Origin of the sequence: Mesorhizobium sp. M0208 (genome assembly GCF_040322015.1) — a bacterium.
Lineage (GTDB): Bacteria > Pseudomonadota > Alphaproteobacteria > Rhizobiales > Rhizobiaceae > Mesorhizobium.
Genome location: NZ_JAMYSP010000018.1, coordinates 29,739 through 50,790 on the forward strand (window position 1 = coordinate 29,739; position 21,052 = coordinate 50,790).

The following is a 21,052-nucleotide window of genomic DNA, read 5'->3' on the forward strand; positions in this document are numbered from 1 at the left end:
TCTTCCCGAATACATTGATCTCTGAGAATTGGTGACGCGGCTGAAAGTTCGGCCGGGTTTCTTCCTGGCAATCTGGGGCCGCCGTGTGCGATCGGCGGGGTGGGGCGGCATGTTTAGGAGAATATTCTCCTCGCTAGTGGCGTGTCTGTTCGCGCTCCAGACCATATTATGGCCTCTGTCAGGCGTAATACTTTCGCTTGCGACTACATCGGCTGCCGAAGCCAATCCAATCCCCGCAGAAACCGCCACAAAATTGGCTCGGCTCGACACCAAAAGTCCACGGGCCACTTTTGGCGACCTCGATGTTTTTTTGCCGAACAACTATCGTGGCAGCGCTGTGACAGTGCTGGTAGATTGCAATGATCAGAAGAGGACTCCGTCACTGGGTGTGGACCAGTCAGTCTACGGGCCCGATGCAAAACTGCTGAATTTTACGTCACAGTCGGCGGGTGGCTGCAACTCCTACACGGTTGCAACTGCATTGGTTGCGCCCGTTGAGCCCCCAGGTGCGACGCCTGCAAAGACCGACGCGCCCCTAGGGATTGGGGTGAGCATTCATATTTCAGGGGTCCGGGTCGACGAGGCCCAAACCATTGATTCTGGTGTCTTTGTATTCAACGATGTAAGTGGCAACTGGACGAAGGCTCAGCCTTTCGTAGCGGCCACACCGAAGCCTGAACGCATGTATGCGACGCTTACCCAAAACGTCCAACGGATAGTTGGCGGGATCATCGCGACGCCAAAGGCGCTCGATGCTCAGCCGGCGATGAACACCCCCACGGGACTGGCTCAGCAACTGGAGGCTGTCAACCCGGCTAGCGGGTACTTGAGCATCGACAGTGTCGAACCCGACAACAAAGGGGCCTATTCGATCAATTTGCCGCTGCTGCTGCGGCCTTCGCGGGGCCCAGGTCCGAGCTTCTCGATCGCTTACAGTCCACAGGCCGGCACCGGGGCCCTCGGTCGGGGCTGGGATCTCCGCATCAGCAACATCGAAGCGCGCGGACCTGCCCCAATTTATCATACAGCCTATGAGACCGAGGACTATGTGCTCGACGGCATGGACCTCATTGGCATGGACGCCAAGGGCAACGATATTGCTCCGCTCTATAAGGGCGGCCCGATCATCCCCAGGATCAAGGGCGTCCGCTACTTCCACCTGCGCAACAATTCTGACGGATTGATCGTCCGTCGCTATGGCGACGATCCAGATCATTATTTTTGGGAAGTTTGGAATCCTAACTCGCACATAACGAGACTCTATGGGGGTGCCTTCACCGAGAACCACTCTCCGCCCGTGATTGATCCCGACGGTAACGGACTACTCAGGGGGGTAGCGGCGGAGACCTCGGGGCTTGAAAAAAGTGTAATCGGCCAATGGGCGCTCACCCAAGAGTTCGACAGCCAGACGGCGCGGAACGGCGCAAGCTATAGATATCAACAGACCAACCCAGGCGACGTCCCGTGCGGGGGAGACGGTCGCGACTGCCAGGGCGCACTGATGCTCTCGCAAGTCCGGTACAACCTTGCCTTTGGGCTTCCGACAGGCGTGCTGCCTGGAAGCGGCATCACAACAGTAGATTTCAAGTGGGTACCTCGGGAGCCGGCGGCGCGATACTCCACCGATGGCCGGCTAGGTTTTTTTCGAGCACAGACTTATTGGCTCGATCAACTGCTTGTCCACTATCCGCCAGATCCAACTCAGGTTTGGCTCGCCAGCACATCTGCAACTGCATCCGGTATCCCCGCCGGCGACGTACTTTTCTCAAGGCACACTTTTCACCATAGCGCCGACAATTGCGTCAATTTCGATGAGGTGCTCCATAGCTACGACGTCGAAGCCAATCCCGCTTATGATACCGCAGGGAGCACTGCCGGCGCGCTCTCGAAACAGACATTCCAATTTAAGTATGAGGGCGAGAATTACGCCAAGGACGACAAGAATCCCAGTTGCGTCCTGAACTGGCCTTCAACGGAGGTCACGCAGACGGGCGATTTTTCGGAGCAGGCGCAGGGGACTTTGGGTTTTCCTGCCGATCTAGCCGGCAGCCTCGGGTTCGATCTTCTTGCCAGCCAGTCGCTGCTCGGCTCGGGCCAGAACGAGCAAACCGGCGCGTCGCTCTATGTTGGTGTGGGTCCGGCAGGCGACACCAGTCGTAAGGAAATCTCGGGTGGCGTCAAGGCTGGTGTCGCCTTCAATCGATCGGAAGGTAACTCAGCGCTGGTTGATGTGACCGGCGACGGAATAGCCGACATCCTCTATAGTCACGATCGCAAATTGCGCTACTGCGCAGGGGAACGCTCGGCAGATCACACTGTCTTCTACCCGCCTAGTCATTGTGGCGAAATCGAGAACGTCACCGAGTTTTCCAAGTCGAGTTCCTCATCCCAGAGCATCGGTGTCGAGGGATATTGGCCTCCTAGTTCGATGGCCACATTGGGCTTCAATAGGAACACAAGCCAGACCGATGTTTACTTCACGGACCGCGACGGCGACGGGCTCATTGATATCGCCGCCTATGGCCAAGTGTTCTACGGGCAGGGCGAGCAGACCATCGACGGCAAGCATGTCGTACGATTTGTTCCCGACAGTGCGCTGCTGCCCCCGATTCCCGGCACTGATGCCGAGGCGAATGCCGCGGTCAGCGCGCATATCCCTGCGGACCTCCGTGGTACGATCGCCAACATCGAAGACAAACTCGCGGTACTCAGTAATCGGCTGAACGAGCTCGATTACAGCCAGACAACACTTGGGTGGGAGGCGCCACTCGACGGCACGATTTCGATTTCGGGGCTGTTCCGCAAAGGCATCGCCGTCGTTGATCCCAAAAACCCAGGTGCCTATGGTATCGATTTTGGACCGGCTGAATTCAAAGCTCTGTATGACGAGGTCGCGAAGTTCGGGACCTATGTCAGCTTGAAAAGCAAGTGCGAGCTCTGGCCGGAGGATGAGCATTGCCATGCCGCTGCGTCGGACTTGCTGGGTCCGCAGTATACGGCGGTCGAACGTGTTATCAAATTCATCGAAACGCCGCTGCCACAGATACAGATTGCACTGTCAAAGAGAGCGACGAAGACCACTGTTCCTTGCGACACTCGCGATTTTGATGGCAAGGACTTGTCCTCGCTAAGCTTCGACGCTCAATGCCGTGTCGACGGTGCGACGCCTTCAGAGATTTCAGTCAAAGCGGGTGACCTGCTTTATGTCACCTACCGCGTGGGCCCGCATCTGGGAGCTTTCTTAGAGCCAGATCTTCACGTCACGTACACGAAGGTCGATCACGATGAAGTCTTTCGCCTTGCCAAAGAAGGCGGCCCCAATGGATTGACGTCCTCGCTGCCCTGCAAATGGAAAGAACTAACAGCTGCCGAGCATCAGAACTGTCTTCTGTCCAAGCAAAACCGCTATAGTTTTGACTTGGCCACCGGTACGCTTGCTTCAGCGCCCAACCAGACCGTTACACTTCCGCCGGCAATGGATCGCAAGATAGACGGGCGCTTCTCAATCCCCACCGACCTCACGAAAGACTACCAGGTTTACTTCGATGTGGTCTCCGCCCAGATACCCGGCGCAGACAAGGCCGCAACAGGCGCACAAATTGCCTCAATGCTTCTCCCTGCTTCGGCGCTGCCACGCACCTACCGACAAGACGTGTCGGCGCTGTGCGCCAAGGAGGCAGGGCCGAACTGCACCGTCGATATCGCACTCTGCTCCAGTGGAGGGGCCGTGCACTGCGGCGCTCTGGGAGCCTACGACGAAACAATCGCAGTTGCCTCGCGACTGGTCGTCGAGCAGATCGTAGAGACGAGCACCGGCCGGCTCGAGCTTCCAGCGCGGAACGTCGATTCGCGGCTGAGCACCTTAAGGTGGCTGCGCCCACCGAAAATAACGACGGTTGTCAAAGAGGATCCCCACGAGCCACATCCCACCGTTGGGGCGCAGTCGGCGGTCTTCATCTATCTGCCTGTCGCTATGGGCGAGCCTGACAACGAATTCATACGCGTCGAGCACGGTAGTTTCAAAAATCCCGACGTCGGTCTTGCGGACGATGAACCCCAACCTGAGAAAATCGATCGTGCACACTTGCTCGATCTCGAGCTTCAGAGTGAAGGGCTTGCCCGTACACGCCAGACACTCGCCCTTTGCGCATACAAGGACGAAATCCTCAACTTTCTAAAGAACCGTTACTCCGTTAACGCTCCGCCCTTTGCAAGCGACTATTCGGGCCATTGGCAGAAGAGCGATAGCTACAAACAGCGCTGTGACGACGCTGATAGCCTCTTCGATGCAGTTCAGTTCACCAATGATGACAGGCCTGAGACACTGCCGAAAAAGGGTCACGACATCCTGCATCTGGCAAAGGTGCTCGGCAATCTTCCATTTGCGGAACAGCTTACCAGCGCAGAAACGCTCCTCGATAGGGTATATGAGACGCTTCGTCTTGGGCCGAATTTGCTCATGGACGATCCGCGGCTGGCGCGCCGCGGCTATAGACTGCCGGTAAAGGTCAATCCGCTCGATTGTGCTGACATCACGGCCGGTTCGAAGCCAGTCGCAAGGCCTATCTTCGGGGACGGGCGCGGCGACTGCGCTTACCGCATTGCCGCGAATTTCGCGACGCAGGATTTCAACGAAGTTCTTTCGGATGAGAGCGCCAAGAGCCTTCAGAAGTTGTTTGCGGAGTTTCGGGGCAGTACGAAACCTGCGTTCCGCATTGAGATGACTGCGACGGTCAACGGCCAGCCCCTTGCGTTCCGCAAGCTCAGCGGCGCAGAAACTGGCAATCAGCAATGCGTCGTCAAGACGCCAAATACTTGTTTAGGGGCGTACGGCACGATTGGCCCAGAAGCGTATTTTCATCCGTTGGGGGACTTAAGCGGTCCCAATGGAAACAAGGTCAATTATTCTGCAGCTCAACCCGAGAGCGAAAATTCTGAATCGGTCCCAGAGTTACCTCTTGACGGGGGCGAACCGGCCTTTCATGGCGACGTTTTTCAGCGGATCACGGCGAACAAGCGCGTGGGCCGCGCTGTAGCCTTCCAAAATAACATCATGGACGACCAGGTCCATGGCATCTGTGAGCAACATTTCCCAATCTACGGCCTCGACCTTGGTCCGATGGAAGCCAAGCAGGACTGTTCGTTCGAGGGCAACGAACTAACTAATCAACAGAAGTACGACGGTGACCCCGTCTATTCGGTCCCGTATGAAATTGACGAAAACAATCAGTTCATTGGTCGAAATTGGGTGCTGGAATTCCGTGCGCACCCTCTCGATGTATTGGAACTGCACTACCATCTCGCCCCTGTCGAAAACTCCGTGACGACCAGCGACGGCAAGACCCTAAGGGGTAATTTTTCGATCTTCCGCGTCCCTCAGGCTTCCGGCTTCGGTGTCGCCAAAACCTATATGATACCAAGGTCGCCAGGGCAGATTATGCCGGGCGCGGGCGCGATTGATTGTCCGCTTGTCAATCCGATAACCGGCGGGCTGAGCGGACCCTTAACTGATCGCTGCCGGCCGTTTACGCAACTTGCCTGGACGGAAGTGTTTCTGGGCGCTCAGTATCGCACCTTCAATGACGCGCAAAAGATCGACAAGCCGGGAGTGTTTTCGATCAAGCGGCGTCGCGATATCCTTCGTCTGCAGCCCGAGATCGAAGTGAGCGGCGACCAACTCCACCTTGAGGACCAGAATCTGGAGATGGCCAAGGCGACATCTCGGCCGCTGGTTCCCGTTGAGGACCTTATCGAGAGCAAACTGCCTGTGCTTGATGACCTCAAGGCTGTGGCTCCCAACTATGCTGGGCCGAAACAGTTCCTCGTTTACTTCAATCACGACCCTGCGGTGCCTAAGACCGGATCCCAATGGGCATTCTTTGCCGGTAGAGCCTCTCAAGATGGCGGTGTCATCTTGCCCCCGAGCTTGTCGACTCTTCGATACGATCCTGACATCCTCCAACCCGCAACGAATATGGAAACGTTAGCCGAAGCGAGCGCTGCCTGTGGCACCAGCGCGGCGCCCAGGCCGTCGACCTGCAAGACCGAGTTTGCTTCGACCGGGAACTCGGTACTGAACCTGCATGGGGTGAATTTCTTTGGATTGAAACATCGGTTCGTTGGACCAACCAGGGCCACTGCGCCGCACGCAGTCCGCTCCAGCGGTGTGTGCTCAGCAGAAGCACCGACCGAGACCGCCAGCTGCTGGGAGGGAATGGACGATACGGTGTCGCTGGAATTGGCGGCCAACGAAAATTCAGATGCACAACCGTTGACCTCAGTGTCGGCCCTGATTGGTTTCGAGCGCCCTCCAGTCTCTGAATTCCTCTACACGTTTCGCTCTTATCAAAAGACTGCATGCCTTGATCCAGCGATGGCAGATTCCAAGGTTCCAGCCAAAATCTGTCCGGTTTCGAAAAAGAAGGGCGACGGCAGTTCGGACAAGGAAGAGGGGCGTCCGGATAAGACCGACTATCCAAATCGCCCGCTTCCGCCGAGCGACGGAAGGATCTCTATTTTTGCTCCTGTTCTGACGAGTTCCGGAGACTCGCTGACGTTCAATGCGGGCAATGATAACGCTCATGGCAATGCCGGATATTCGGAGCAACAGTCTGGGCGCTTGCTGCAGGACGTCAATGGAGACGGATACCCGGATATCATTTCCGGCGGCGTAGCCGAACTCAGTTCGCCGGTTGGACTGCCAAGGCAGGATTGGTGGCGCTACTTCAGAGTGGGGGACGCCGGGTCTTCGCTGGGAGCGATGCTTTCGGCTTCTGGCCTGCAGACCTCTTCCTCGTCAGTAAGTGCCGGAGGGGCATATGGTGGAACGCCCGCCACCTTCGGTGTCTACACAAAGTCGGGCGCGGGCAGCGGGACGGAGTCCTACGACGGCAACGTGGGTCTCAGCCTTTCGGCAAGTCTTCAGCTTGGCCATGACACTGCAACATCCGAGCTGATCGATCTAAATGGTGACGGCATTGCCGATAGCGTCAATGTGAATCCGCTCGGCGGGCCGGTGATCTCGTCGCTGAGCACTGGCAACAGACTTCGCATGGTACCTTCCGAATTCCTGCCACCTGGAACCGAGGCAACGGCCCACCAGTTCGGTAGCAGCCAGTCGGTTGGGTTGGGCATACGGCTCGGCTTTGTCTCGTCGGCTGGAAGCTATGGTGGCGGCATGGGCATCGAGACCCGCGACGGCGGGTCGGAGGGGGTACTCCTCGATTTCAACGGCGATCAGAAACCGGATATCGTCGTGCCATCCGGCAACGTCTTGAAGGTCTATTCCAATTTGGGAAACGGCTTTTCGCCCACACCCCTGGAGTATCCCATCGCCCAATTGCCCGCGGACTTCTCATCCTCATCTCAGACTACGCTGGTCGATGCAGGCGGCTTTTTTACCACCGGCGTCAGTTTCGTGTACGTCAAAGTCGTATTCACAGTCGCCGGCGAATGGTCACGAGGCCAGACGCGAGAGGTTATCAGCTTGCGCGACATGAACGGCGACCGCGTTCCCGATATTGCGACCGTCACCGGCAACGTTGCAGGGCTCGCGCTCGTCGGGTCAGCCACCACCAAGGTTCAATACAACCCAGTGGCGAAGAGCCACCTGCTTTCCAAGATCACCAATCCTTCGGGAGCGCAGATAGTCCTCAAGTACGGTCTGTTCGGCAATAGCGGACCCGAGCATGGCGCACCAGTCTGGGCATTGACCGATGTCGCCAGATATGACGGCTTCGATTCCAATGGCAAGTCGCTTGCCGATGATGGGCAGGATGTCCTGTTGACTGCCTATAGGTACGCGCATGGCTACTACAATCGCGCCGAAAGGCAATTCTACGGATTCGCCGAGCGGACCCGCACCTCATACGGCTGCGATGGCGGTGAGGCGAATTGCCTGAATGCGGATTTCCTGCGGCACGAAGATGCCGACATCATTTCAGCCGGCGAGGGGACCGTCCTCGAAAAGGCGGGCTACAAGGAATTGCAATTCGTCCATGAGGTATTCGCAAACCGTGATTTTTATTCACAAGGATCGCTGCTCACTCGGGAGCTCTCCGGGGTTGACTCACGTTTAAGCTCCCGAGGCGTGGACGGGAGTCGAGCACCAGCGCAGATTTGGCAAGCGGTCTCACGCCAAACCATCGGTTATTCGATAGACGATCTGTCTCGTTCGAGCGGCGCATTTCTCGGCTCATCGAAGCTGTCTGCCCTTTGGGATGGCAGTATTGGGAATGCCAGCGAGCAAGCAGTGTTTGGCGACGGGGGCTTGTGCGCAACCAATGTCAAAGGCTGCCCCAAGAAGTTATCCGACAACATGCTTCGGAAGGGCTTCGACAACGAGCAGAATGCCTTCTGGGCGCAACAATCGGCCTCGGTGCGGCAGCGGCTCATCCAGCTTGAGAGTTTCGGTGGCGGGATTGCCAAAAGCGTGTTCAGCAACGACCCGGCCTCGGCAAGTGTTCCGCGTCTGCGCTCGGGCATTGCGTTCGACAATGATCAATGGGGACAGGTGCTCGCGTTCGACAGCATGGGGGAAACGTCTTCCGCGTGGGTGCCGGAACCGAAGGCTTCTACCAACGTGGCGGTCGCGTACGCGGCTCGTCAGAGTCTCAACGCGAGCCCGAAAGCGGACGGCAAAGCCACCGGCTATCCGATGCTCGGACTTGCCCAGCGTACTGAGGTCTTTGCCGGTCCGTGGGCTCAAAAAGACGCGAAGTTGCTGCGGGCTCGAGAAGCCGCCTATTCGGACGATGGTCGTGGCAATCTCGTCGACCTTTGCCTTTACCCAGGGGGAGAGGGTTTCGCGTTCCGGCCAGGTATCTGTGAGGAATTCCGCGACAATCTTCTGGCCGCCCTGAAGACCGGTTATTCGACGATGCAGGCCGCGCTGCGAACGGCCTACGACAAAACTGCAGGATTGCCGAAGGGCCAGACACTCTTCAACGCAGTGATGCTAGACCAAATCCTTAGCTACGACGATTTCGGCAATCCGGCCCACACAGTGTCGCCGCTGTCGGACAACAAGGAATGGATCGAGCGGCGGTTCAAGTACGAAGCCGACCCCTTCCGGAAAACCGCCACGGCGACGGAACTGACGCGCTGTGTCGAGGATGTGGCTGGCGCCGGGACGGATTCTAATCTTTTACCCGCAATTCATGGCCCGAGATGCAGCTTCGGGCTTGCTCAACTCCCTGACCCGGTGAGGCGCAAGGCGATCTCGCAGGCCTCTTTTGCAACGGTCGACTCGCATTTCGGCATGGTGTCCGGGACGAGTGACATCAACGGAAATTCACTCCTATTCGATTTCGACCGCTGGGGCCGGCTCGACCTCTTGGCGCGGTCGTGGGGCAAGGCGCCGCGCGAGAACAAGGCTAAACCGTTTGCCGACGGACTGGCGATAGCGTTGAAGAAGCAGTCGACGGTTGGTGTGCAAGCTATGCCCGCGGTCGATCAGTGGCGGCTTCTTGGGCACGCCGAGTACGGGACAGCTGATATGGGTGGGCTGCGAAGCACTCTGCTGCGCTTTGAAAGTTCCAACGCATACGCCGGCTTGCTCGGAGACGGCAATACAACGCGAGAAACGACGGCTTTCTCCGATGGGCTTGGCCGGACATTCCAGACTATCCGCGAAGCAGATGTGTGCGCGGAAGCCAAGGGCGACCTGATTGATCGTGGCACGGTGGCACTCAAATCGGCCGGGCTCGCCGAACGGTGTACCAGCGTGGCGACCGGCATTGTGTCTCCGGGCGATGCCATCGATGCCCTTGGAAGGGATTGGGCGTCCTATGAAGCCTATCCGCTCCCGGCCGGCTCTCCAAAGCGGCAAGGTAGCGAGGTTCGGTTCCATAACTGGTTGCCGGATGTTGGTTCTGTTACTGCTAATCCCCTGTCGCGAACGGCTTTCGACGCGGCGGGCCGGCCGATTACCGTCGAAAACCGGTTGGCCGACGACAATCATCCTTTGCGAGGGGCAACGCAGTTTGCCTACGGCATCATCCCTGAAAACGCCTCGCGCTCGCCGCGTTTCGAGGCTGCCACCCTTTCGCCTCGCTGTACGCTGACTTCCAACTGGTCCGACGCCAGGGGGCTGACACGCGAGACGTTCGAGGATCAGGACCAATTCTATCCGGACCGGCCTCTGACGCCAGGCCATCCCTTACCAGCCGATGTGCCCTATGCGCGCAAATACGACGGTATTTCCACCTGTTCGACATTGGCCGACCCAGAAAATCCGGCGAATCCCAAAATCCTCGGCATTTGGCACGAGCAGGAACAGGCCGCGGAAGCAGGGCAAGAACAGCCAGCCCGCACGGAGTACACCTATGACGAACTCGCGCAGTTGACCGGGGTTGAATATCCGCTCTCCAAGCAAAAGCGCGGTGCGATTGAAGTCGGTTTCGATCTTCTCGGGCGGAGCATTAAACTTAACGACCCAGATTCAGGTTGCACGCTATATTCCTATGACGGCCTTAACGCGCTCTTGTCCCAGGCATCTTACAAGTATGAAAGCGCCGCCGCTGCATGCGGTACGTCATCCAAAGTTAGCAATCAGAAGCTCTATACATATTCGGGTGGCCGCCTGCTCGGGATCTCCTACCGGTCGCTGGATGAACAGGGCGGGCCAACTGACGTCGCCGACGCCGTCCATTTTTACCTCGATCGCTATCCTTTTGCGCTCAGGAGCGGGGAGATCATCGAAACGCCGCGCTTCATTCCCAATGACACAGCCAACCAGCGCTTCATCGATGTCACTGGCCGCAATTGCGAGAACTGCATCGGCCAAGTAACCCTGGTCACCGATCGGACCGGAGGGCAAAGCTTCTCATACAACGAATTGGGGCTTCCCAGGCGAGAATTGCGCTCGATCGTGGCGCCCGTAACCGAGGTCAAGCAAAGCGAAGGCCAGAGTGAGGCCTATCTTCCAGAGGTTGCGTTCTACGAGCAGGAAAATTCGTATACGGCCTTCGGCGATCCTGTGCAGGAGGAGTTCTCCGAGAGTGCGCCGTCGAATCCGGCGCTCAAATGTATCGATGCGGGCATCGAAACCTGCCTCGCCCGTTTTTCGATCGGCCGTAAGTATACACCAGACGGCGCAGTCGCTGAGGAACTCTTCAACGGCAAACCACTGGTCTACGCTGCCCAAGATGCGCTCGGCAGGCCTGCTGTCCGCTGGACAGCCGATGGAACGACGACAGGCTACCGATATGACGAGCTTGATCTCCGTACGAACAAGATGGCGACGGTAACCGGGGCTAACGTGCCAGTGTTGGTTGACGGCTACCAGTACGATGGCGGCGGCAATATCCTTGGCTACGTCAACAACGCGCTAACCAAGGGGCAATACAGCAGCAGCTACGCATTCAGCTATGATCAAGCTAATCGGCTCAAATATTTCGATGCCGAAATCGACAAGATGGGGATAGGTCATGTGAAGGGTTCGGGCACCTATAGCTACGATCCCGGCCACCGCCTTACCGACCGGACACTCGACATTGCAGGGACTCCCGGCACAACTTTCAAACGGACCTGGAGATTGGATTACGCAAACAATCCGGCTACCAAGCCGGCCCATGCGCCACAATCAATCGACTTCTCGATCGATGGCGCAAAGCGCGATACAGCGCTTGCCTATGACGATCTCGGCCGGATGACCGGGCTTGGGCCCGGCGAAGCAGGTCAGGATTTGACGCCGGTTCTTTCGAACCGGGGTATCAGCTGGGATGGCGAGGGACGGCCGATCCGGGTTCGGGGTGTCCACGACCAGAAGGTGACCCGAAACGAGGGCCTTCTGCGCGAAGATTATGTCTACGATTTCGGTGGCAACCGAACGCTCAAAATAGATCAGCCGCAGAGTGGCACCGGTGCCCCGCTTACCATCGGACACGGTAGACCGATAGAGATCGCCACCATCTACATGACGCCGTTTTACGCGCGGCCTTATGATGCGCGCGGTACGGTGGAACTATCCCGGGCAAGTCTGCCGGACGCGAGCCTTTCGCCGCCCGACAACGAGAGCGAGGATCCGCTCGTCACCTATCTTTATTCCGACCTGCCGGTCGGCTCGATGACGGCGAGCGTGACCTCGTTCGGTGAGGCGACCGACCCTGGGTCCACCGTGATTGCACGTCGAGAGTACGAACCTTACGGGCTCGAACTCACCAATGAGAGCATTGCCAAAACTGGGCGCAAAGGTGCGCCACCGCTCTCAGTTTTCCAGGGCAAGGAGCTCGATCTGGTGACTGGGTTTTCGTCCTTCGGCGCGCGGTCATATAGCAGGGATTTGGGGATTTGGCTGAGCCCGGATCCATTGGATTTGGTTCGCCGGTCGGGAGCTGTCAGTCTTTCGAAACTCGCGAGCTACACGTTCGGAGACAATCAGCCGGTCGGAAGAGTAGACGCCACTGGCATGGACGCTCAGCTACCGAGCGGTGCTCCCAACGAGTCGGTCTATCGCCGCATCGAGTATATGGCTCCGTACATCCTGGAAGCGGCAAAACGGCACCCGGAAGTTGGCGCAGTTGATATTGCGGCGATTGTCTATCAAGAAAAGCGGTGGGGCATCTTCGCAGATCTGAAAGATCTAGCCGGCGCCGTGTACGGCCATTTCCGTGGGGATTGGGGAAAAACTTCCCTTGGACCTGGAGAATTACAACTCAAACTCTCCGCGGAACTGGCTGGCCTAGACGTGAGCGATCCAAACGATCGCGAGACTATATGGAAGCTGACAAACGAAGTTCCAAGTGCGATGGAACTGGTTGCTCGAAATATTGAGAAAAAACAACAAGCCCTCAGAATGTCATTTACGCCAAGGGGCGCGGGAACTGCACATAACCGCGGCATTGAAGGATTTATCCGAAATGACGGAAAGCCATCATATGTCTCGTCTAGAATAACCGAAGATGTTGTTCAAAACATTCAAAAGATATTGGATCATGAGAAAAATGTAATAAAGGCAAATAAAACTGCGAAATAATGCAATCGATTTGAGAAGAAAATTATGAAAAAGACTCATAGATTCCTATTCTCATTAACAGCGGTACTTGAGATCATGCTCGCTTCTTTGGCATGTGTAAATTCAAAGGCCGCTGAAGTTGAACGCTCTGACGCGGTCATCTTCGAACTAGCCTCTCCGGTCGCCGATGCCACAAACTTCAATTGGTACAGCCCTGCCTCTCGGCGCGATGCTGGGGCGCATCAGGCGATGTGGGAGCCGTTGTTCATTCTCGACTATTCGAGTGGAGCGCTTGAGCCCTGGCTCGGCCTTAGCCTCGCGCCGGACGCCGCGCAAAAGGTCTGGACGCTGAAACTCCGAGAAGGTGTCGAGTGGTCTGACGGAACCCCGCTGACCTCAGAAGATGTCAGGTTCACAGCCCAGATGGTGATCGACCATCGCGATCAGTTCCCGGCCTTCGAGGCGTCGACTTTCGCGTCGCAGGTTGCAGTTGTTGCGGCAACGGATAGCCAAACCGTGACATTTACGCTCCTGCAACCCAATCCGAGATTTGGGCTCGAGAATTTCGGCGCCGGCCTTTTTAGTTCCTTCCTGATCATGCCCAAGAGCAAGTGGCAAAAGGCAGTGCAGGATGACGCCTCGGGAAAGAGACCGCTCGCCGCGTTCACTTTCTCGCCACCGATGGGTACCGGCCCATACATACTCGATGACCCGCAGCCGAAAGAGGATCCCTTCACGGCCGATCCGCTCGATCCGACCAACCCGGCGAAACACGCCAAGGTCGACCCAACCAAGCAGATATTCTGGACGCTCAATCCAAGATGGTGGGGCGCGAAGCCGGGTCCGGACGCCAAGCTTGGCCCGGACGGCAAGCCTGACCCGAACGCCAAGCCGGTCTTTCGCGCTCTGCCCGCCCCGCTGCACCTCGAATGGAAGTTCGTCGGACGCGAGCAGGACAGCGTCAACCAGATCGTTGCCAATCACATCGACGCAGCGGACGAATATTCGCCGGGGGGCTTGGCCAATGCCAAATCTCAGAACGCTGCGGTCGTGGGTTGGGATTCCTCGCCGTCGCCAGCCTGGAATGAGCCGTGTCCTCGGCAACTCGAAATCAACACGCAAGCTCAGCCATGGAGCGACCCAGAACTGCGCCGCGCGCTGTCGCTGCTGATCGACCGGAGCGATCTCGCCCACACGGCCTATGGGGATACTGCCGCCGCCTCAACCACGATGTTCGCACAGTATGGCGCGATGGATCGCTTCATCGATCCAATACAAGCAGCCGGTCTCGGGCTCCCGGCAAAGGCTGATGAAGCCGCAGCCGATCAGATTCTCACGTCCGCCGGCTACCAGAAGGATGCGGATGGGCTGTTCAAGAAGAGCGGCAAGGCGCTGACCGCGACAATCGTGGTCGATGAAGTTGGCGCAAAGGATGTCGATGGTGCCAATGCTGTCGCTACTCAACTCCGTAGCGGGGGCGTCGATGCCAAGGTCAGCGCCATCTCCAACGACGACTATTGGGGCGACGTCATTCCCAACGGCCGGTACGAGCTTGCTTACGGATCGCTTTCCTGCGGCTCGGTAGCCGAGCCATATGCCTCGATGAGCCGCTACACATCCGACAAATATGCGGACATCGGCTCACGCAGTCCGGGCTTCGGCAATACAGGACGCTGGAACACGGATGAGGCCAAAAAATACTCCGCGATAGTGGAGGACCTCGGCAAACGACCGCTCGACGACCCCGCCATCCCGCAACTCGTTGTCCAGGCCTATGCGTTTATCGCTCACGACGTACCATTCATCCCTCTGGTGCAGTCGCCAAAGATCTTTGCCTTCAACACCACTTACTGGACCGGCTGGCCGACAGCGCAAGCTTGTTTGCCGTCGGCGCCCCCGGCGCAGGGCAGTGCCGCTCCTGTCAAACCGGCACCAAAGGGCGGAAAGGCCCCGGGTAATGAAGTCGCGCATGCCAAGTGCACAGTCCCGATGCATAGCTGGGCGGCCACGGAGCGCCTGCTCTTCCAGCTCAAAAGGGCTGGAGCCGCAGCCCAGTAGTCAGAGGGCAGAGACGAAGTCAGAAAGGCGGTGAGGGCACCGCTTGCCATGTTCGATCCGTGTGCACTCAGATACGGAATTTTGTCCTTTGAGGGTTTTTCAGCGGGTGCGGCCGATGGGTCGCCTGAGGGGCGTAGCGAATGCCATATTTCTGGCATACCCTATTCGAGGTCTCCGCCCGAGCGCTCCTTGAGAAGCCGGCGATACTGTGTCGGCGTGACACCTTTCTCCATCAGAAAATGCCGGTTAAAGTTGGACAGGTTGCGGTAGCCGACCTTGTAGCAGATTTCGGTAACTGAGACTTCGGTCTCGGCAAGAAGCCGGCAGCAATGGCCAACACGTAGCAGCCGAACATAGTCACGAAAATTGTGGCCGGTATTCTTCTTGAAGAACTTGCAGAAAGTGGGGGCGGTCATGCCCACGACGCCTGCCGCCTCACTCATGCTGACGGTTTCATGCAGGTTCTGAAGTATGTACTCCACGACATTGTGGACCATCGCCGAACTGCGCGGCAGCAGGTTAGGCGCGAAGTGCTCGCTTGACAGGGTGTCGCGCTCGGCAGATGTCGTTAGCAGGCCAATCAAGTCGAAAAAGAGCACAAGCCTCTTTAACCCGAGCAGGCTGCCCATCGCCTCGATGATCGCCGCGGCCTTGATGGCTGTAGTGCCATAAAAATGAAGGCCGCGGGCGGCCGCCGACAGAAAATCCTCAACCTCGGCCATCTCTGGAAAAACAGCCACCGCCGATCTCAACATGTCGGCATCGAACTGTACGATGATGTCACGTCCCTGGATGACCTCGCCTGGCTTGATGTCGGTCACCCAATTGTGCGGAAGGTTTGACCCGACGACGCCGAGATAGCCGGGCTCGAAATGGCCAATATGATCCCCAACAAACACCCGGCCGACGGATTTGCGGACCAGGTGAATTTCGAATTCGGGGTGATAGTTCCACTGGCCCAGAGCGCATGGATAGTCGTCCATCCGCCATACAAAGCTCTCGCCCGGTTCCCGTAGAACCTGCTCGAGCCCGGGCCGGCCAACCTCTGGCGTCTGCGTCGATTGCCTATGCAGTACCTTGAGCGTCAAGCGAAGTCCTATCCGGAATACGTCCCAGTCCAACAACGTTAGCATCGGCTCAACTGCAATCTCAAGCGCTCGCTGGTCAACTATTTCGTCCTGGATACGAATTTGCCGCGATTTTTGCAAAGCAGCGGAAATTGCGTATCAGTTTTGGGAAAGCTGGCTCCTAGTTGCTGCGCCTCCATTGGTTTTCAATCGCAGCATATCGACCAGCCGCAAAGGCGAGGCTCGGTGTCAAAAGACCAAGAAAAGACCGGGAGGAGAAGATCATGAGTTCAGCAGAGCATCGATCCGATATTTTTGCCTGTGCCGGCTGAGACGACGCCCATGTCGCTGCAAAGCCGCCTGATCACGCCAATTGTCATGCAGGCCTTGCCGGTCAGAATCCCCGGTATCTCGCGCGAGGCAGGGCTCGTCATTCTGAACCTCGTCATCTTTGCCACCATCGCGATCGGCAAGCCGCAGGCTTTCCTGAGCTGGGTGAATTTCAAGGCAATCCTGTCATTGATGACCTACGACCTGCTGCTTGCACTTGGAATGACGGTCGTCCTCATCATCCGGGGACTTGACCTTTCGATCGGTGCCAGCTTCGCGCTTCTGACCGTCGTCATGGCGTTGGCGCTTCAGGCAAGCGTTCCCGTGCCAGCCGCGCTCCTGATCGGCCTCGCAGTGGCGGTCGGGATTGGCTCGTTCAACGGTTATCTCGCCGTCAGATTTGGAATCCTTCCGTTTCTTGTCACGCTGGCAACGATGACCCTGGCGCGCGGCACCGCCACAGTGATGACGTCGGGCCAGTATGTTTCGTTCACCGGCGCCCCTGCCTGGTTCCTGCAATTCGGGCGCCTTGAAGTCCCGCTCTGGCGGACCAGCGAGCGCGTCTACGGGCTTCCGCTTGCTCTGCTGATCGTCATCTTCGTCACCTTTGGCTTCGCATTCCTGCTGCGGCGCTGGGCGCCGCTGCGCCAGTTCTTCTTCGTCGGCGAAAACAGGGAGGCAGCCTTGCTGTCGGGCTTGCGCGTCAATCTCATCACGATCAGCGGCTATGTCATTTGCGCAGCCTTTGTGTGGCTTGCCGCCGTTTTCATGATCGCGAATGCCCGCATCGGCTATGCCAACTACGGGGTAGGGGCAGAGATGCGGGCGCTTGCCGCCGCCGTTGTCGGCGGCGCCAGCATGTCGGGCGGGGCAGGCAGCATCCTGGGCACAGCGCTCGGCGTCCTCATGATCGCGCTGATTGGCAACGGGTTCGTGCTCTTCAATGGCGATCCAAGTTGGCAGCAGGCTGCAATCGGCATCATTCTTATCGTCGCGGTCGGGGTCGACGCCCTTCGCTCCTACAGGGGGCGTGGCTGATGAGCAGCATGCTGAACATACAGGGCGTCTCGAAGGCCTATGCCGGCAACCCGGTCCTGAGCGATATTTCGTTCGAGGTGCGAGCCGGAGAGATACATGGCCTCATTGGAGAAAACGGCGCCGGCAAGTCGACACTCATCAACATCATCGCCGGCATCGTCCAAAGGGACGCCGGCGTCATTCTGGTCAATGGCGAAGAGGCCGTTTTCGACACGCCCGTGGCTGCGATGAACGCAGGCATCAGCGTCGTACACCAAGAGCTCAGCCTGATACCAAGCGCGACGGTGGTCGAGAATATCTACCTGCGGCGCGAGATCACCAACCGCCTCGGCCTCAACAACTGGAAGGCCATGCGCGAGGCCACCGAGAAGCATTTCGCCCGGCTTGGACTGGATGTGGACCCCGCGAGCGAGGTTCGCAGGCTTAGTGTCGGCATGCAGCAGATGGTCGAGGTTGCCAAGGCGACGGCACTCGATGCCCGCATTCTTATTCTTGACGAGCCGACCTCGGCGCTTGCGGAAAGCGAGGTGCGCGATCTCTTTCTCGTTCTCGAGAACCTGAAGCGAAACGGCGTCGCCATCATTTTCGTCTCGCATAAGCTCGATGAGCTGATCGCAATCTGTGACCGGGTAACCGTGCTCAGGGACGGACGGCATGTTGCGACGCGCGGCGTCTCGGAAACTCAAAAGGCAGAGCTCATCCGGCTCATGGTGGGCCGAAGCCTCGATGAACTTTATCCCCCACTTTCCGATCAGATCGGCGACGAGCTTTTCCGGTGTGAGGGTCTCAGCCGGTTCGGCATGTACGAAGACATTTCCTTCTCAGTCCGGCGAGGCGAGATCGTCGGAATCGCCGGTCTGATCGGCAGCGGTCGCACGGAGGCAATGCGCGGGATCGTCAACGCGGATCGCCGGGATGCCGGACGCTTCTTTCTGAAAGGGAGTGAAATTTCGATCCAGGATCCGGCGGCAGCGCTTCGCCACGGCATTTGCTACGTCTCGGAGGACCGCAAGCGCAGTGGCATCTTTCTCGCCTTCAATGTCGGCGACAACATCGGCGCGTCCGTGCTTGGGCAACTGACCGGGCGGGCAGGCCTCGTCAGTTCGGCCCGCATCGATGCCTTCGCCCGCGGCTTCATAGCGGATCTCGACATCCGCCCGGCCGATCCAGGAGCCAAGGCGTTCTCGCTGTCGGGCGGCAACCAGCAGAAGGTCCTGCTGGGCAAGGCCATGGCGTCGAAGCTCAGGCTTCTGATTGTCGACGAACCCACCCGGGGTGTCGACATCGGCGCAAAGGCGGCAATTCACAAGAAGTTGCGCGCGCTGGCCAATCAAGGAATCGGGGTTGTCGTCGTCTCGTCGGAACTCAATGAGGTGATGGGGCTGAGCGACCGGGTCCTGGTCTTCTGTGGCGGCGTGCTCTGCGCGGACCTGGACAACAATTCGGCCAAGCTTGCGCAGGAGGAGGTAATGCGATGGGCAACAGTGGCATGACCGCCCTCCAGCCCCAGCCGTTCTCGCGGCTTGCGCTGCTCGTCAGGAATCCGACGACGATCCAGCGCGCCGGCCTGCTGTTCATGACGCTGTTCATCCTGGCGTTCATGCAGGCTGCCTATCCCGGCTATGTCAGCGCCGCCAACATGGAAGTGCTGGCCATGAACATGGTGTTCGAGGCGATCATCGCCGTGGGCATGACATTCGTGATCATCTCGGGCGGCATCGATCTGTCCGTCGCCGCGGTGTTCGCCTTCGCGGAGATCCTGGTCGCGAAGCTGATGGTGCAGGCTGGACTTCCGATCGGCGCGGCAATTCCGATCACGCTTGTGGCTTGCGGCATGATCGGCCTGGCCAATGGACTCCTGATCAACCTGCTGCGCGTGCATCCCTTGATCGTCACGCTGGCAACCCTACTGACGATGCGGGGCGTGAACCTGTCGATATCGAGCGGAAAGTCGATCGCAGGCTTCGACGACGCGTTTCTCTTCCTTGGACAGGGGAAGCTCGTCGGCGTGCCCTTGCCGATCTGGGCGCTCGTCATTCTGACCGCAGGTCTCGGCTTTCTGTTGCGCAACCATAGAAGCTTTCGCCAGGTCTATTTCGTCGGCAGTGACGAGCGCGCCGCCCGACTTTCCGGCGTCAATGTCGAGCGGGTCAAGCTTGTCGTCTACACCGCCTCGGCAATGCTCGCCGGTTTTGCCGGCGTTCTTGCCGCTTCGCGCTACGGCGCGGCGCACTGGGGTCATGGAAACATGGCCGAGCTCAAGGCCATTGCCGCGGTCGCCATCGGAGGGGCCAACATAAACGGCGGCAGCGGCTCACTAGGGGGGACTCTTCTGGGGATCCTCTTTCTCGCCACGGTCCACAACGCCTTTGTCACGTCGGCGGTCAACACGTTCCTCTACGACGTAGTCAACGGCGGGATGCTCCTCGTGGCAATCCTCCTCAGCCGATACTTCGAGGCGAGGAGCAACGTGAAAATCCTGTCGATCCGACAGAAGAAAATATCCAATCGCAAAGCAATCCTGACGGGAGTGAGAACATGAGAAAGCTTATCCGATACGCATTGGCAGCTGCAATTTCGCTCGGAGGTCCGGCGACCACCGCCTACGCCCAGGAGGCCAAGGAGACCTACGGGATGGTGGTTTTCCTGAAAGGCTCGGAGTTCTTCAACTGGTGCTTCGCCGGCTTCAAGGACGCTGCTGAATCCGTGGGCGCGGTCGCCGAGTTGCAGGGACCAGCGGACTGGGACGCTTCGGCGGAGTCGCGCGCCGTCGACCAACTGGTTGCGAAGAAGGTCAAGGGCATTGCCGTGACCGCAGGCGACGCCGACACGCTCGTATCGTCGATCAATGCCGCGATGAAGGCGGGCGTGGCGACGCTGACCTTTGATTCAGACTCTCCGAAGAGCAAGCGCCTGCTGTTCGTCGGCACCGACCACTACAATGCCGGCTTCGCGGCCGGCGTGAAGATGGGCGAGCTTCTGGGGAACAAAGCCAAGATCGGCTTTTCAGGAATCCCCGGCCTCGATGCCATCAACGCCAGGCGGGAAGGATTCATCGCCGGCTTGAAGTCCGTCGCGCCGGAAGCGGAAATCGTGGCCGAGGTCAATGACGAGGGCGATTTGCAGAAGGCGGAAACAGTGATCACCGCCATGCTTCAGGCCAACCCGCAGATCAATGGCATCTTCACACTCCATGGCAATCCCGCGACCGGTGCGGTCGCGGCTGCCCGGAATGTGGGGCGCGACAGCGGGCCGGACAAAGTGCAAATCATCGCCTACGCGATCGACCTTCCGATCCTTCAGATGGTCGACAGCGATGAGCTTTCCGGAACGGTGGCGCAGAACCCATATCTGATGGGCGTGATGGCATTCCACATGCTTTATGCTGCCGCTCACCCCACCCAGTTCGACAATATGAACAATCCCGGGTTCGGCAATGTGCCGACCGCCAATCTGGATACCGGCGTTCGGATCCTGACCAAGGGTGATCCGGCGATCAAGGCATTCATGTCACCTCCCAGCCTCTGAGTGCCCCGGGAAGGTCGGCGGCAAGTCGGCCTTCCCAACCCTCCATTGCCAAGTCCGCGTCGCTTGATCGCGTCGC

The 21,052-nt window shown here is 58.4% G+C and carries 7 protein-coding genes; 6 read left to right on the top strand and 1 reads right to left on the bottom strand.

Annotated elements, in window-relative coordinates; translation table 11 throughout:
• Window positions 1-253 precede the first annotated feature (253 nt).
• Together NKJ17_RS18890 and NKJ17_RS18895 are read left to right on the top strand one after the other, a co-directional pair.
• A complete protein-coding gene (locus tag NKJ17_RS18890) occupies window positions 254-12,976 on the top strand; it encodes a toxin TcdB middle/N-terminal domain-containing protein (protein ID WP_352689664.1) in 12,723 nt (4,240 codons plus the stop codon).
• Window positions 12,977-13,204: 228 nt separating this feature from the next.
• Window positions 13,205-15,013 (top strand): ABC transporter substrate-binding protein, encoded by a 1,809-nt coding sequence (locus tag NKJ17_RS18895; RefSeq protein ID WP_352689665.1) that lies wholly within the window; start codon window positions 13,205-13,207, stop codon window positions 15,011-15,013.
• A gap of 161 nt (window positions 15,014-15,174) precedes the next feature.
• Here the strand turns inward: NKJ17_RS18895 and NKJ17_RS18900 are convergent, their stop codons facing one another.
• Entirely contained in the window at window positions 15,175-16,221 is a 1,047-nt protein-coding gene (locus NKJ17_RS18900; protein WP_352689666.1) for an AraC family transcriptional regulator, read from the bottom strand.
• A 201-nt stretch (window positions 16,222-16,422) separates the two neighbouring features.
• Between NKJ17_RS18900 and NKJ17_RS18905 the strand changes: the two genes are divergently transcribed.
• The 4 genes from NKJ17_RS18905 to NKJ17_RS18920 are packed head-to-tail and all read left to right on the top strand — an operon-like array spanning window position 16,423 to window position 20,976.
• Window positions 16,423-17,448 carry an ABC transporter permease gene (locus NKJ17_RS18905; protein ID WP_352689667.1) on the top strand — a complete coding sequence of 342 codons (1,026 nt, stop codon included), beginning with the start codon at window positions 16,423-16,425 and terminating at the stop codon, window positions 17,446-17,448.
• On the top strand, window positions 17,448-18,941 hold the full coding sequence (locus tag NKJ17_RS18910; RefSeq protein ID WP_352689668.1) for a sugar ABC transporter ATP-binding protein: 1,494 nt from the start codon (window positions 17,448-17,450) through the stop codon (window positions 18,939-18,941). The genes NKJ17_RS18905 and NKJ17_RS18910 overlap by 1 nt, the downstream gene beginning before the upstream one ends.
• The gene (locus NKJ17_RS18915; RefSeq protein WP_352689669.1) at window positions 18,923-19,990 is read left to right on the top strand and encodes an ABC transporter permease; all 1,068 of its coding nucleotides are present in this window, start codon (window positions 18,923-18,925) and stop codon (window positions 19,988-19,990) included. Before NKJ17_RS18910 ends, NKJ17_RS18915 begins: the two co-directional genes overlap by 19 nt.
• Window positions 19,987-20,976, top strand: a complete 990-nt coding sequence (locus NKJ17_RS18920; RefSeq protein ID WP_031237857.1) for a substrate-binding domain-containing protein — start codon at window positions 19,987-19,989, stop codon at window positions 20,974-20,976. Before NKJ17_RS18915 ends, NKJ17_RS18920 begins: the two co-directional genes overlap by 4 nt.
• The last annotated feature ends 76 nt before the right edge of the window (window positions 20,977-21,052 follow it).

Bases quoted from the DNA above. Each gene is read 5' to 3' on its own strand.
- NKJ17_RS18895 (WP_352689665.1), top strand. From the start codon at position 13,205: ATGTGGGAGCCGTTGTTCATTCTCGACTATTCGAGTGGAGCGCTTGAG.
- NKJ17_RS18905 (WP_352689667.1), top strand. From the start codon at position 16,423: ATGTCGCTGCAAAGCCGCCTGATCACGCCAATTGTCATGCAGGCCTTG.
- NKJ17_RS18910 (WP_352689668.1), top strand. From the start codon at position 17,448: ATGAGCAGCATGCTGAACATACAGGGCGTCTCGAAGGCCTATGCCGGC.
- NKJ17_RS18915 (WP_352689669.1), top strand. From the start codon at position 18,923: ATGGGCAACAGTGGCATGACCGCCCTCCAGCCCCAGCCGTTCTCGCGG.
- NKJ17_RS18920 (WP_031237857.1), top strand. From the start codon at position 19,987: ATGAGAAAGCTTATCCGATACGCATTGGCAGCTGCAATTTCGCTCGGA.